Raw genomic sequence first — 14,423 nt, forward strand, 5'->3', positions numbered from 1 at the left:
ATTAATTTAAAAACAAGCCCCTGAGTCAGGGGCTTGATTGAATTGGCTAGCGTTAAGCCGTCGCGGACTGCTCTAAAATGAGTGAGTTGTAGCGTTCAAAACCTCGCTCAAGGTCAGCGATCAGATCCTCAACATTCTCCAAACCGATATGCAGGCGGATCAACGTGCCATCGAAGTTTGGATTGGCAACGGTTCTCAAGCTGTTGAAGCTTTTTGGTTCGTTTGCCAGAATTAAGCTTTCAAAACCTCCCCAAGAATAGCCCATACTGAAATGCTTCATTCCATCAAGTAGTGCTGTAGTAGCCCGTGGGTAGCTGGTTTTGAGTACAAATGAAAACAGGCCATTACCGCCATTGAAATCTCGCTGGTAAAACTCATGACCGGGACAGCTTTCTAAAGCTGGGTGTCGCACGTGATCGACTTCAGGTCGACTTTGTAACCACTGGGCAACCTTAAGGCTATTTTCAGCATGTTGGCGCAGTCGGACATCTAGTGTGCGGATACCGCGAAGCCCTAAATAAGCATCATCCGGCGACACACATTGACCCATCAGGTAGCTTTGCTCACGCAGTTGATCCCAATGCTTTTCGTTGGCGATGGCAGTGCCTAACATGACATCCGAGTGGCCAACAATATACTTAGTCGCCGCTTGAATAGAAATATCAACACCATGTTTAAAAGGCGAGAAATTCACACCAGCAGCCCAAGTATTGTCGAGCATTACAATGATGTCATGTTCGTGAGCGATCTTGGCTAAGGTCGGAACGTCTTGTACTTCCATAGTGATAGAGCCAGGTGATTCTAGAAAAAGTACTTTGGTATTAGGCTGAACCAAATCGCGAATACCTTCTCCAATCACAGGGTCGTAATAGGTGGTTTCTACTCCCATCTTCTTCATGATCTTGTCACAGAAGTCGCGGGTTGGTTCATAGCAGGTATCAACCATAAGAATATGATCACCCGACTCGACAAAAGAGAGAATCGCGTTTGAAATCGCCGCTGTGCCACAAGGGTATAAAGCACAACCTGCGCCGCCTTCAACTTCAACCATTGCATCTTGGAAAGCAAAGTGAGTGTTGGTGCCGCGACGGCCATAAAAGAGTGTTTTGTTTGCGCGGTTAACGGTTGCATGGTGTTTTTCAGCAACCGTATTAAATACGACAGTAGAAGCTCGTTGAACGGGGGGATTAACGACACCATTGGTCCATTTTTCATCACGACCTGCGGTGACGAGTCTTGTTTGCTTGCCTTCTGACATTGGAAGTCCTTACCTGAAAATGCGTTGCTCTATTTAAAACATGGCAACGCATGAATAGCAAGAGGGGCAAGAGTAAGAAATAACAGATTACAGGAGTGGGTTAAATAGGTAGTAAGTACGCTCTAAGAAACGTGAATATAGAGAGCGCTTTTTCCATTCCTCTAACTTCACTTGGTGGGAGGTTTGCATATAATTCTCTTGAAGCCAATACATCTCTTTAGTGAATGCTTCGTCATCAATAGCTAATGTGAGCTCAAAATTAAGCCAAAGGCTGCGCATGTCCATATTAACGGTTCCTACTAAACAGAACTGTTGGTCAATAACAACCGATTTGGTATGCAATAGGCCACCATAAAACTCGTAAATTTCTACACCAGCTTCCATCAACTCAGCATAAAACGCCCTCGAAGCCCATTGGACCATCAGTGAATCGTTTTTGTGCGGGATAATCAGTTCAACGGAAATGCCTCTTTGCGCCGTCATTTTGAGGGTTTCGAGTAGATCTGCACTGGGTACGAAATAGGGAGTGGTTATCCTCACGGATTGATTAGCCTGATTAATCGCGAGTGTCAGCACCTGTGAGATCAGATGCTCAGGCATCCCTGGCCCAGAAGGCACAACTTGCACTGGATGTTGAGGTTCATTTGGATCCAGCCGGCATTCTGGTAGCTGAGGGAGTGAACGAGAGCCAGTTTCCACTTCCCAATCCCAGCAGTGGATAGCAGAAAGAACATTTACGGTTGGGCCAGTGACACGGACCATCATATCGATCCATTGTCCGACACCTGACTCTTGTTTGAAGAAAGCTGGGTCAACGAGGTTCATTGAACCTGTATAGCCAATATTGTCATCTATAACGATGATCTTGCGGTGTTGACGGAGATCGAGGCGACGCAGAAAAATACGCCAAGGACTCACTTCCAATGCTTGCACTACTTCCACACCAGCGGTTTGCATCATCTTGAGCCACGGACTGCGGAAGAAGCGTGGGCTGCCTGCTGAGTCGAGAAGCAGTTTGACGTCCACTCCACGCTTTGCAGCCCTTATTAGTGCGGAGGCGACTGAATCGGCAAGTCCACCCGGATGCCAGATGTAAAAAACCATTCTTACGCTTGTTTGCGCACTCTCAATATCATTAATGATGGAGTGGAGTATTTCAGTCGGTGAACTCTGAAGAGACAGGGTATTGCCACTCAAGGCTGGCAGGCCCAAGCGATTGTTGCACAACTCATCAATGCGAGAAATGTGGCGTCCAAAGCTCTTGGTATCATGTGCATGGCATTCATTAAGACTGGAAAACCATTGAGCGAAAGGAGCAAACATCTCTTTTGCGCGTTCTGCTCTTTTCCGCCCGAGATTCAATTCACCAAATAGGAAGTAGCATCCGACCCCAACAATGGGGATGATGTAGATGATCATTAGCCATGCGAGAGAGACGCTAACGGCTCTCCGTTTCAGAACGACGCGCAAAGTCACTCCTGCAACTAGAATCCAGTAAAAGACAATGCCTGCTAATGTGAGGAAGTGATAGAACTTTTCCATTCAATTTCCTGAATAAATCAATTGGTTGTGCGTAGTGGATGGCTAGCTTAGATATTAAATCCAGTTCACAGCGCCGACAACAAAATTTCGTTGCTAAATGTTGTTATGAGTAATGTGACATAAGTGGTTAGATAAATATCAGAAATAGAATTATTATGTTATGAAAATGTAAATTGTAGATAAAAGAGGAGGATTTTGATTAAAAAAGCAGCATTTAAGCATGCTATACCGTGTCGTGGTGGGAATTTATAATTTTTGGGGTTCCAATTTTACTCCCAAACTGCTTTACTTGCCACAATGTTAGGGTCACTCAGAATTCTAAAAGGTGTAAATAAAAATGCACACTCAACTTTTCGACGCCTAACCTAGCAAACACAACTAATGAATTTATTAATGGAGTAACCGTGGCTACCAGTACAAGTGCAAAGCCCCGTGATACATGGGGGGTCTAAATTAGGCTTCGTAATGGCCGCAGCAGGTTCTGCTGTAGGTTTGGGCAATATATGGAAGTTTCCTTACACAGCAGGTGAGAGTGGCGGCGGTGCGTTCGTCGCTATCTATCTGATTTTTGTTATTTTTATCGGTTTTAGCGTTATGTTGACAGAGTTCGCTATTGGCCGTAAGACAGGTTTATCTGCAGTCGGTGCGTTTAAGTCTACCGATCGTCATTGGACATTTGCTGGTGTCATCGGTGTTTTCAGTGGCTTGCTTATCATGGGTTTCTACCCAGTAGTAGGCGGTTGGGCACTGGCATACATCTTTAAAGTTGGTGGTGGACTACTCAATACGCCAGAAGCGATTGGCGATAGTTTTGATGGTTTTATTTCTGACCCTTTCCAGCCATTGATGTGGATGGGTATTTACCTGATGTTTAACATCGCTATCGTAATTAAAGGTATTTCTGGCGGTATCGAAAAGGCGGGCAAGATTCTGATGCCACTGCTATTCCTCATCCTGATCGTTGTATCGGTAAAAGGCTTAATGCTGCCAGGTGCAATGGCCGGTTTAGAGTTTCTATTTATGCCAGATTTTTCCAAAGTGAATAGCAATGTCGTATTGGCTGCACTAGGTCAGGCGTTTTTCTCACTAAGTCTCGGTATGGGTTGTATGATGACATACGGTTCTTACCTGAAGAAGAAAGAGAATCTAGTTCAGACGACGGGCATGGTGACAGCAATGGATACGGGTGTTGCTATCCTAGCTGGTGTGGCTATGTTCCCAGCGATGTTCGCATTTGGTATGGAGCCCGCAGCCGGTCCTGGTTTAGTGTTTGTTGTTGTTCCTCAGCTGTTCGCTGAAATGGGTGGTGTTATTGGCCTTATTTTCGCGCTGCTGTTTTTTATCGGTCTCACTGTTGCAGCATTAACATCGTCAGTTTCATTGCTTGAAGTGGTGGTTTCTTACCTAATCGATGAGAAAGGTATGAAACGACCAATAGCGGTAATCGCAGCCAGCTCAGTCATGGCGGCACTGTGTGTGTTTGCTTCTCTATCTCTGAATGGTGTAGGTCCAACTCTGTTTGGTTCGGGTGCATTCGACATTTTCGACTTACTGACTGACAAGATCTTCCTAGCCGTTGGTGGAATGCTGGTATGTATCTTTGCGGGCTGGCGTCTAAGTCGTGCCGAGCTTGAGAAAGAAATCACTAACGACGGTAAAGTACCTTTCCCTCTATTTGGTCTATGGTACAACCTAGTGAAATTCGTTATTCCTGTTGCTATCGCAATCGTTGCTTACATGGGCATTAAGTCTGGCTTCGATAGTGGCAAAGGAGAAATCATGTTACTGGGTATTGGGATCATTGCGCTTGCTGGTCTCTTCTCTAAGAAACTGTAACGCTGAATCCAGACAAGAGCATAAACGGGAAGCCAGTATGGCTTCCCGTTTTTATTTGCTTATCTACTTATGGAATTCAATCGCGTAACAGGTATACTCATGCGTCCAAAGTGGAGCCCTCTATGTTTGATATCGTTTTTTCTCACTCAGACTTTGTCGTCATTAACAAACACCCCAATGTTTCAGTTCATAAAGATGATGGCGAAACCATGTTGCTACATGAAGTGGCATTATTTACTGGAGATGAGCAGCTCTACCTTGTGCATCGATTGGATAAGATGACTTCTGGGCTTCTTTTGCTTGCGCGCAACGCTGCGGCTGCAAGTGAGTTATCGGCACAATTTGCTCAACGTCGTGTGGAGAAATTCTATTTGGCGATTGGTAGTAAGAAGCCTAAAAAGAAACAAGGGCTTGTCAGTGGTGATATGGAGCGTTCGCGTCGCTCGGCATGGAAACTGACCAACTCTCATTCAAATCCGGCGATCACGCAGTTTCTTTCAGCTAGCGCGGAACCGGGAGAGCGTTTGTTCTTGTGCAAGCTCCATACAGGTAAAACGCATCAAATCAGGGTGGCACTAAAGTCGGTCGGTTCACCTATCGTCGGAGATGCGATTTATACCCCTACCAGTCAATCAGACCGAGGTTACCTCCATGCATTTGCACTAGGGTTCGAGTTTCATGAAAAAGCATTCCAGTTTGTTTGTGACCCGAGAGAAAATACTCTGCTTGGCGATAAGTGGCGGCAGGAAATTGTCAGCCAAGGAATCAATGCTTGGTTGAAACCTTGGGAGCTTTCATGGCCGAAAATCAAAAAATAAAGGAACCAGTATGCAGGTTGAACAACTTCCAACATTCTTTGCTCACATTACGAAACAGTTAGCGAGTACTTCCAATGAAGTTAGGCGTTTATTTCATGGTCGAGGCCGTGTATACCAAGGTTTAGAGCAGATCACGTGTGATTGGGTCGATTGCCAATTGCTGATCAATATCTTCAAGAGTGTTGACGACGCGTTTCTTGAGCAGCTCAAACAGGGATTGCATGAGCTATCTGAGACTGCGCTATGGCAGGAGAAAGGTGTTAAATGTGCGGTTATCCAGCATAGATACAGCGAAGGTGTGCCATCGGAAGTGCTTATCGGTGAACTGAACACTAAACCTATTGTGGTTGAGTCAGGACTGAAGTACCAACTCGATATTGGTCGCAACCAGAACTTTGGTTTGTTTCTCGATATGCGCCTAGGTCGAGAGTGGGTTCAGCAGCATGCTAAACATAAAAATGTTCTTAACTTATTTGCTTATACCTGTGGATTCTCTGTTGCGGCTATTGATGGTGGTGCTGATCAAGTAGTGAATGTCGACATGGCAAGGTCATCATTGTCGAAAGGGCGAGATAACCATAGATTGAACGAGCACAACCTTAATCAAGTGAAATTTCTCGCTTACGACATATTCAAGTCTTGGGGGAAAATCAAAAGATCCGGACCTTATGATCTAGTCATCATCGATCCACCTTCATTTCAAAAAGGCAGCTTTGCGCTAACCAAAGACTACAAGAGAATTTTGCGTCGTTTGCCTGAGTTACTCACTGATAAGGGCGAAGTGCTTGCATGTGTGAATTCTCCTCAGGTTAGTAGTGATTTCTTGATTGAAAGCATGAAGGAAGAAGCGCCAGAACTGAGCTTTGTTCAACGGTTAGATAATCCGCCAGAATTTGCTGATGTTGATAGTGAAGCGGCGCTTAAAGTGATGCTGTTTCGCTAAGTGCACTGAAATCTTTGTCATTCCATCTTGACCTCAACTTAACTTGAGCTTCTATGCTGAAGTCAGATTCACTTCAGTTGGGAGAATGCAGTTGCAGAATGACTACACCAAGGAATTAACAAAGAAAACATTTCAGGAAGAGCCTGCATTGGAATACCAATCTATGCCGAAACGTCAGTTTCATGTTCCGAGTTTCTTGTCCGGATTGTTGGTCGCAGTGTTGATCAATTTTGTCTTCTAAAAAAGGTCGCTAAGCGACCTTTTTTAATGTCTATTTCAGGGTATGGAAACCTGAATAGATGCGAGTAAAGGTCGTGAACCAGCAGGCTGTACCAAACAGGTATGCAATGATGGCAAAGTGCTGCGGAAAAAGACAAAACGCAATGAAACACGCTATGGTTTCAGTGCCCTCAGTCAGCCCACTCATATAATAAAGGGATTTGTTTTTATAAACAGGATTCTCAATTCCGCGCTTCCCTGCCATGACGGCAAAAGCAAGAAAACTGCAGCCAGTACCAATGAATGAGAAAATGAGAAAGGCGCCCGCTACCGCGTTTTGCTCTGGATTAGCAACCACAAAGCCAAATGGGATCAGAGAGTAAAACAGGAAGTCGAGGCTTATATCGAGGAACCCACCGGCATCTGTGATGCCTTGACGCCGAGCTAACGCGCCATCCAAACCATCAAACACTCGGTTAATAACGATCAACACAAGTGCCAGCTCGTATTGCTCAAAGCACAGAGCGGGAAACGCCAGACACCCAAGAAGAAAACCACTTAGCGTCGTTTGGTTTGCGGTCACACCGAGTTTATCCAATCCAGCGGCTGCAATGGCCAAAGGAGAACGAATGATTTTGATACTAAATCTATCAAGCATGATGAGTCGTCTCCCACGGCCAACTCAATATCCGCCCATTCTCAGGAACATCATCCCTGTCATGTGTCACCATCAGAGTAGGAATGTTTGCTTCTTCCAGTTGAGCGATGACCCAGTCACGAAACTGTGTTCTAAGTTCTTTATCCAGTTTGCTAAATGGTTCATCCAACAGCGCCAGTTTAGGCTTGGCCAGCAGCATTCTGAGTAAGCTGACACGCGCACGTTGGCCGCCGGAGATCTGGTCAGGAAAAGAGTCCGAGAGTTGTGAGAGCTCAACCTTGTTCAATGCAGTTATAGCTTGATGGCGTCTTTCATCGCCTTTGATTGAGTTAGGAAGGGCAAAAGCGAGATTTTGCCACACGTTTAGATGTGGAAATAGCAAATCATCCTGAAACAGAATTCCAACTTGTCGCTGATGGGGTTCAAGTTCAGCCAAGTTAATGCCATTCAGTAGCACGTGTCCAGAATGGACAAACTCGCTACTCATATGCCCTGCAATTAAGCTCAACAAGGTTGATTTCCCACATCCACTGGGGCCCATTAGACAAACGACTTCCTGCGCTGAAACGGATATATTCAAATCAGAGAATAGGGCTTCACCGTTGGTTTTATGGATGGCGAGGCTTTCTAGGGACAGCGTCATGTGTAAGGGCATCCTTGTTCGTTTGTTGTTGATAATCAGGTTGTCTCAATGCGAATCTACCAATGAGGATGGCAGAGACAAAGAATACAAATGGCAAGATGGCTTGCCAAATCGCGTAGATGGCAGTAACACGTCGATCGAAGCCACTCGAAAGAGCGACAGCTTCCGTGGTCACGGTTGCAATCCTGCCTCCACCGAGCATCAAAGTGGGTAGATATTGCGCCAAGCTCACACTGGCTCCGACAGCCCACGCGTACAAGATGGCAGGCAGCAACAACTTAACCTTAATGTGAAAAAAAACAAAAAGAGGTGTTTTCCCAAGGCTTAATGCTGCTCGAGTATAGTTGTTGTCATAGCTTTGCCAAGGGCCATCCAGTGCTAAGTACACAAATGGAAACGCGAAGAACACGTGTGACCAGATAACCCAAACGTAATAGGCGTCACCGGACAAGTAGAGAGTGGTTATCTGGATACCAAATAAGATAGAAAGCTGCGGGATAAGCATAGGTAAAGCAATGACATAACCTGGCAAATGCAAGCGAAAACGGAGACGACTTTCCTGAGCCACAACGCCTAATATCACAGCAAAACAAGCGGTGACGGCAGCAATGATCAAACTTTGGTTAATCGTCGGTAATATATTGAGCCACTCATTGCTCCAAAAGCGGTCACTATATCGGGTTGGGAGCAGGTCCGGAAAGCGCCATCGATGAGCGAAACTCCAGATCAACATTAGTGGAAACATGACGCCGGCTAAAATGGCCGAGAAGGTAAACAGCGTTTTCCCGGGGAGATTAAACCCTCTTCGACCTGAGTATTGCCATTGACCAAAGTGACCGACGAGTAGTTTTTCGACCAACACGATTAAGACTAAAAGTAAACTGGCTAACACAAACAGCATAACTGCACCTGATGCCGCACGAGGGATAAGGGATAAGTCCGGATCGTTAAACCACTGCCAGACTAATACGGCCAAAGTAGGTGGATTGGTTGGGCCCAAGATCAAACTCAAATCGACCACGGAAACGCCATAAGCCATCACGGCAAACAAAGCGAAGCGCATTCTTACTAACCAAAGAGGGAAGACCGACTTCCACCACATTTGTGCGGGTGAGTACCCCAGAGAGGAGCTGACTTGATACAATTTGTCGATTTTAATCTGCTGCAAAACGGGAATGCTCATGAGTAGCAAAAATGGTACTTCTTTAAATGAAAGTGCCATGGCTAACCCCAGTGCATAAGGGTCATGGACTAACCAAGTTACTTCATGTGTGTCGACGTCAATACCTAAGGTTTGTGCTAGCAAGCGTGCAACCATACCGGTTGGGGCGAATAGAAAAGCAAATCCAATCGCGAAAGCAACGTGAGGCATTGCTAGTAAAGGTGACAGCAGTGCTTCAACTTTACGCCAATGGCGGTCTAACCAAAGGCTTTGAAGAATGGCAAAGCAGATTAAGCAAGAAAGATAAGTACTTACTATCGAACTGAATAAAGTCAGCCCAATAGAGTGCTTGATCCCAGGCCATTCGAAAAACTGCTGATAGCTGCTGAGTGAGAAATTGAACAGGCCAACAGGAGGAACGTAGCCAAATGATGAGAGCATTACACCAACTAATCCGGGGATTGTTGGTGCAATGCAAAGCAAAATTAATACTATGTACGCAGCTCTTAACATCTGGCTCTCGTAACTTAACGATTGTTCTTAATTACCGTAGCGTTTTTGCCATTCTGCTTCCAGAGCAGCCTGCCAGCTAGGGTGTGGTTCGGCAACGGATTTAAACAAGGTCGTTTTCTTTGCACTTCCTGTCAGGTATTGATTTTCAAGTACCGATGGATCGCCCCAGATAGACACATCGCCTTTGCGTGATTGCGCTTCAGGGCTTAAAAGAAAATTAATAGCGACTAATGCACCTTCTGTCGCATTCGCATTCCATGGAATCGCTAGGAAATGTATGTTCGACAAAGCGCCTCCATCCATGGCGTACACAGTGGTACTTTCGGCCAGATTACCATTCGCCTGTGCGGAATAAACTGAGTTTGGATTAAACGTGATGGCTAAATCCAACTGCCCATCGTCGAGCAATTGAACTGTTTCAGCAGAGCTTGCCGGGAATTGTTTGCCTTGGCGCCATGCGACTTTGTGAAATTCATCTAGGTACTTCCACAAAGGCGCAGTGACAGCATTGAAATCGACTTGTTCAACTGGTTTGGCTAGAGACGGATCATTAGCGGTCAGTTCGATTAATACGGCTTTAAGAAAACTGGTGCCATGGAATGCGGGTGGGCGAGGGTAGCTCAATTTGTTGGGAAATGCTTTGGCGTAGCTGAGCATTTCAGCATACGATGCTGGAGGGTTGTTGAGCGTCATCTTATCGTGGATGAATACCAACTGGCCTACCCCCAAGGTGCTTCTAATCCTTCAGTAGGCTCTGAGAAATCACTATCAACGGGCAAGGACTTATCGACTTTTTGCCAACTCGGTAAACGTTCGACAAAAGGGCCGAAAAGCAGTTGGTTGTTCTTCATTGATTTGAAGTTTTCACCATTTATCCATACCATATCAACACTGCCGCCAGTGTTCTTGCCGGCTGCTTTCTCTGCAATTAAGCGAGTTGTGGTTTCGGCGATATCCGTGACTTTGACATGTTTTAGCGTCACACCATATTGTGATTGCAATTGTTTATCTGCCCAGCGCAGATAGTTGTTGATTTCTTGACTGCCACCCCAAGCATGGAAGTACACGGTTTGTCCTTTTGCTTGCTCTGTTACTTGTTGCCAATTGTCTTGTGCCGTGACTCCGACAGACAGAAGTGCAGCAGAGATGAAAGTGATCAGCCTTTTCATGGTTGTCCTTACCCTTTGAATGAATCTATAAGTTTTGTGATAGACCGTGCTATCCATGCTTTTCATTCATTATGACTGAAAAAATTTAATTTTTTTATGTATTTGAAGGAATGGTAGACGGGTTGTATGAGATTTGTTCTCTTTTGCTACGGGCAACAAAAAAGCAGCCATCAATCGACTGCTTTCGTTTATCCTTGCGGGTGATTAGTTTTTCCAATCACTTAGCTTGAAAGTCAGAGTATGAAGGTCATTTTTAAGTACCATGCCTTCGTTGGTCAGGGATATGTCGCTCCATTCAGCGAGCGTTGTCGAGAATGACCGCTCTAAATCCATCGCGTCACCCATACACATTTTCATCGTCATGCCCATTTTTTCGATGCGGAACTGGTTATCCTTGAGTTCAGCTTGACCAAAGTAATTGTTACAACCAGCGTTGCCGTTGGCCATCATTTTTTCGCCCAATTCTAGGCGAGGTCGTTTTTGGTGGCCTTCCAGTTTGATTTCTTTTCCATCAATACTCACCAGTTCCCAGTTGTGATGTTGAAGGTCCTGAACAGTTATTTGCTTCACATCGCCTCCATTGCTTGCGCAAGCCGTCATAACAAACGGTACAGTGACGGCAGCAAGTAATATTTTTGGGCTAAACTTCATAGTAATGAACTCCGAAATATAGAAACATCAATCGACACTTTGCCGACTTTAATGGCACAAAGTATAGGTTATAAACCACTGTTCTTGTCAGGTTAAGGTCATAGTTTGTTTGTAGTCACACAATGGAAGTGATTGAACTTTATTCAATTGTGGATGCGATAAAGTGGTTATAGGTGCGTAAAGGGTAGCTGAGAAAACGATTGAAGAGGCACATATGGAGCAGCTAGAATTTTTTGTCGTCCCGAGCCCCTGTGTAGGCGTATGCACAGTAGATGAAAAAGGCTACTGTAAGGGCTGTATGCGCAAGCGTGAAGAGCGCTTTAATTGGCTTACTTTTACCCCTGCCGAGCAATTGCACATTATTAAACTATGTCGCCAGCGCTATCGTCGGAAAAGACTCGGTGCCAAAGTTGAACAGCAAGCAGACTCGGGTCCCCAAAGTCCTCAGCAAGACCTTTTTTGATTGCTTTAGACACTTTAAACAAACGCCAAGGTGAGAAGTATACCCTCTTGTTTATACCCCTCATGTCACTGGTTATTTTAACCCCCACTTGTCACTAACCCAGCCGCCAACATGCTCGTCGAAGTGATTGCCGCTAAAGCGATAATGCTTTTCTGTATGTAGTTCAGAATCAGACTTGGAGTCTAATAATCCTTGAATATAGTTAGCCATGGGATCCCCGCAGTTGAGTCGCTCTTGCCGGGTAGCGACTTCTTTTATTAGTTGCAGGCGGTAGGAATTGCTTGCGCGCTTCATTGGGGAATCCTCCTTGGTAGTAACACTAATATGAAAAGTTAGAAGGCGATTAGGTAAGCGTCAATGTGAGAACACAAGATTAAAGATTATCTCTCTTTTTTATGGCGATTAAATACACGTATTGGGGTTGATTATTTTGATTATCGATAAGCACTTAGAGGTTTTTGTCTATTTTATAATGTAATTTAGTTGTCATAAAAACTTCATTTTTATCATATGCTTCGTATGCAACTGAGTTTTTATTAAATGGAGGGGCAAGAGGAAGTGAGCAAATGCTTCAATAAATAAGACCCCGCATTGCGAGGTCTTAGGGGTAATTACTGGGCGAAAAGCGTGCTAAGGTCTGGCTTGGCAAGTCTGCTTAGTTACGATTTCGTCCACCATTAACTGTCCGCGGCTGTTGCGCATTTTCAATCGATAACCTAAACCGACATCCAAATTACTTTTGGTATCAGGATTGGTACAGTATGTGTTGATGCTTTGGCGAAGCACTTGCTGGATGGGTTTGGCGCCTTGGGCATCTTGGTTGTATACCATCATGATTTCTATGAACGGGCCTTTTGCACTGGCTCTCATGATAGAAAGTGGACCGGCTTCCATCGGCAACTCTGAAGCCAATAAACTGGCACGGTTGCTAGCGAGTAGCTCCAGCTGTCGTTGCTTGTCTCCCTCTGGTGATGTACAGCCTGCCATAAGAACAGCAGAGAGCGCAGCTAAGGCAATCTTTAATTTCATCTTAAAATACTTTCTTGAAAGGTTTGACGATCACTTTTTCGTAGACACCTGCTTCAATATAAGGATCCGCATCGGCCCAGTTCTGAGCCTGTTCAAGGGATTCGAACTCAGCAATCACCGTAGAGCCTGTAAAACCAGCTTCGCCAGGGTTGTCCGAATCAATGGCTGGCATCGGGCCAGCGGTTAGTAGTCTGCCCTCATCTTGTAACTTTTGCAGGCGCTCTAGATGAGCAGGGCGAGCACTTAAACGTTTTTCCAACGAGTTTTCAACGTCTTGAGAGAAAATTACATACCACATGTATAGATGTCCTTATAATAAATAAGCTACTAAGAAACCGCTTATTGTGTGATTAGCCTAACTCTACAGAATGTAACAGCTTTTTAAAGACCTTCTGACAGCAAAGTGTGAGATTAGTTTTGTTTGATAGGGCGAGGTTTGCCTTCTGTGTCGATAGCCACATAGTTGAACGTAGCATCACACACCATGAAGCGATCTTCCACGCCGTGTTCTTTGACTGGTTTTACCCACACTTCCAGATCAATGCTCATCGATGTACGGCCAATCTTGGTACATTCACCGTAGCAGCATACAACATCGCCAACCTTAACTGGCTTTTTGAAAGTTATCCCTGAAACCGACACAGTGACAATTCGTCCACCAGATATTTCCTTTGCTAGAATGCCGCCTGCTAAATCGAGCTGTGACATGATCCAACCACCAAATATATCGCCATTTGCATTGGTGTCTGCTGGCATGGCAAGGGTGCGTAAAAGCATTTGTCCCCGAGGGGAAGTGATTTCTTTACTCATTTTGACATCCATAAAATTAAACAGCGGCCAATACAGCCGCTGAAATACCCCAATGGGGAAAAATTAGTGTGGATTATATCAAAAACGTATGGTCAGTCACCAGAGTCGGCTTCGGGCTTGTCTTTTGGCAGATGTTTGTAGATATAGATACCGGTCAGCAAGGTAAAACCAAATGTTGCTGCAAGTAGACCAAAGACTTTGAAATTGACCCACACATCAAGTGGTAGCTCAAACGCAACATACACGTTGAGTCCCGCACAGAGTGAAAAGAACACAACCCACGCCCAAGTGACCTTCGCCCATACTGGATCGGACAGGCTAATTTCTTTGCCAAGCATCCCCTTTATGGCCGATTTGCCAATGATATGGCTGACGGCAAGGCCGATTGCGAAGACCATGTATACAATGGTGACTTTCCACTTAATGAAATTGTCATCGTGTAGGAAAATGGTCAGGCCACCAAAAAAAGCCACCATCAAGAAGGTGATAAGCTGCATCTTTTCAACTTTTTTGTATAAGGCGTAGGTAACGATTATTTGAATTGCTGTCGCTACGATGAGAGCGCCTGTAGCTACGTAGATGTCGTGCATTTTATACAGGACAAAAAAAGATAATGAGCGGAATAAAATCGATCAGTTGTTTCATTGTAGAGTCTGTGAGTTGCCAAATTGCCCTCAGTCTAACCAAATCTGTACAATTCACAATGGTT

The 14,423-nt window shown here is 45.0% G+C and carries 14 protein-coding genes and 3 pseudogenes; 5 read left to right on the plus strand and 12 right to left on the minus strand.

All coding sequences use genetic code 11. The annotated features are described in order from the left end of the window. Positions 1 to 52 precede the first annotated feature (52 nt). Both KW548_08490 and cls read right to left on the minus strand, forming a co-directional pair. A complete protein-coding gene (locus KW548_08490; protein QXX07942.1) occupies positions 53 to 1,258 on the minus strand; it encodes a cystathionine beta-lyase in 1,206 nt (401 codons plus the stop codon). Positions 1,259 to 1,345: 87 nt separating this feature from the next. Continuing rightward, a complete protein-coding gene (gene cls, locus KW548_08495) occupies positions 1,346 to 2,800 on the minus strand; it encodes a cardiolipin synthase (GenBank protein QXX07943.1) in 1,455 nt (484 codons plus the stop codon). A gap of 404 nt (positions 2,801 to 3,204) precedes the next feature. Here cls and KW548_08500 point away from each other — a divergent pair. The 4 genes and pseudogenes from KW548_08500 (at position 3,205) to KW548_08515 (ending at position 6,638) form a co-directional block, all read left to right on the plus strand. After that, positions 3,205 to 4,636 (plus strand): annotated as a pseudogene (locus tag KW548_08500) (sodium-dependent transporter). 122 nt (positions 4,637 to 4,758) lie between these two features. Next, entirely contained in the window at positions 4,759 to 5,454 is a 696-nt protein-coding gene (locus tag KW548_08505; protein ID QXX07944.1) for a TIGR01621 family pseudouridine synthase, read from the plus strand. A gap of 10 nt (positions 5,455 to 5,464) precedes the next feature. Then, entirely contained in the window at positions 5,465 to 6,397 is a 933-nt protein-coding gene (locus KW548_08510; protein QXX07945.1) for a class I SAM-dependent methyltransferase, read from the plus strand. 91 nt (positions 6,398 to 6,488) lie between these two features. Continuing rightward, a complete protein-coding gene (locus KW548_08515) occupies positions 6,489 to 6,638 on the plus strand; it encodes a hypothetical protein (protein QXX05320.1) in 150 nt (49 codons plus the stop codon). Positions 6,639 to 6,668: 30 nt separating this feature from the next. On the opposite strand, the gene KW548_08520 is transcribed toward KW548_08515, so the two are convergent. From KW548_08520 to KW548_08540, 5 genes and pseudogenes are all read right to left on the minus strand, one after another. Further along, positions 6,669 to 7,274, minus strand: coding sequence for a CDP-alcohol phosphatidyltransferase family protein (locus KW548_08520; protein QXX05321.1), 606 nt, complete (start codon positions 7,272 to 7,274; stop codon positions 6,669 to 6,671). Next, positions 7,267 to 7,917, minus strand: coding sequence for an ATP-binding cassette domain-containing protein (locus KW548_08525; GenBank protein QXX05322.1), 651 nt, complete (start codon positions 7,915 to 7,917; stop codon positions 7,267 to 7,269). The genes KW548_08520 and KW548_08525 overlap by 8 nt, the downstream gene beginning before the upstream one ends. Then, on the minus strand, positions 7,883 to 9,592 hold the full coding sequence (locus KW548_08530) for a thiamine ABC transporter permease (GenBank protein QXX05323.1): 1,710 nt from the start codon (positions 9,590 to 9,592) through the stop codon (positions 7,883 to 7,885). Before KW548_08530 ends, KW548_08525 begins: the two co-directional genes overlap by 35 nt. Positions 9,593 to 9,619: 27 nt before the next feature. After that, positions 9,620 to 10,761, minus strand: a pseudogene (locus KW548_08535) (ABC transporter substrate-binding protein). Between the two features lie 204 nt (positions 10,762 to 10,965). Further along, positions 10,966 to 11,412, minus strand: a complete 447-nt coding sequence (locus KW548_08540) for an META domain-containing protein (GenBank protein QXX05324.1) — start codon at positions 11,410 to 11,412, stop codon at positions 10,966 to 10,968. Between the two features lie 214 nt (positions 11,413 to 11,626). Here KW548_08540 and KW548_08545 point away from each other — a divergent pair, with 214 nt between their 5' ends. Then, positions 11,627 to 11,875, plus strand: a complete 249-nt coding sequence (locus KW548_08545; protein ID QXX05325.1) for a DUF1289 domain-containing protein — start codon at positions 11,627 to 11,629, stop codon at positions 11,873 to 11,875. 72 nt (positions 11,876 to 11,947) lie between these two features. Here the strand turns inward: KW548_08545 and KW548_08550 are convergent, their stop codons facing one another. From KW548_08550 to KW548_08570, 5 genes and pseudogenes are all read right to left on the minus strand, one after another. Then, on the minus strand, positions 11,948 to 12,169 hold the full coding sequence (locus KW548_08550; protein QXX05326.1) for a hypothetical protein: 222 nt from the start codon (positions 12,167 to 12,169) through the stop codon (positions 11,948 to 11,950). 336 nt (positions 12,170 to 12,505) lie between these two features. Continuing rightward, positions 12,506 to 12,904, minus strand: coding sequence for a GspS/AspS pilotin family protein (locus tag KW548_08555; protein QXX05327.1), 399 nt, complete (start codon positions 12,902 to 12,904; stop codon positions 12,506 to 12,508). A gap of 1 nt (position 12,905) precedes the next feature. Beyond that, complete coding sequence (locus KW548_08560; protein ID QXX05328.1) at positions 12,906 to 13,202, minus strand: YciI family protein; 297 nt, start codon at positions 13,200 to 13,202, stop codon at positions 12,906 to 12,908. A gap of 113 nt (positions 13,203 to 13,315) precedes the next feature. After that, positions 13,316 to 13,714 (minus strand): acyl-CoA thioester hydrolase YciA, encoded by a 399-nt coding sequence (yciA, locus tag KW548_08565; GenBank protein ID QXX05329.1) that lies wholly within the window; start codon positions 13,712 to 13,714, stop codon positions 13,316 to 13,318. Between the two features lie 92 nt (positions 13,715 to 13,806). Then, a pseudogene (locus KW548_08570) lies at positions 13,807 to 14,359 on the minus strand (septation protein A). Between the last annotated feature and the right edge of the window lie 64 nt (positions 14,360 to 14,423).

It is taken from the genome of Vibrio neptunius (assembly GCA_019339365.1).
In the GTDB taxonomy this organism is placed as follows: domain Bacteria; phylum Pseudomonadota; class Gammaproteobacteria; order Enterobacterales; family Vibrionaceae; genus Vibrio; species Vibrio neptunius.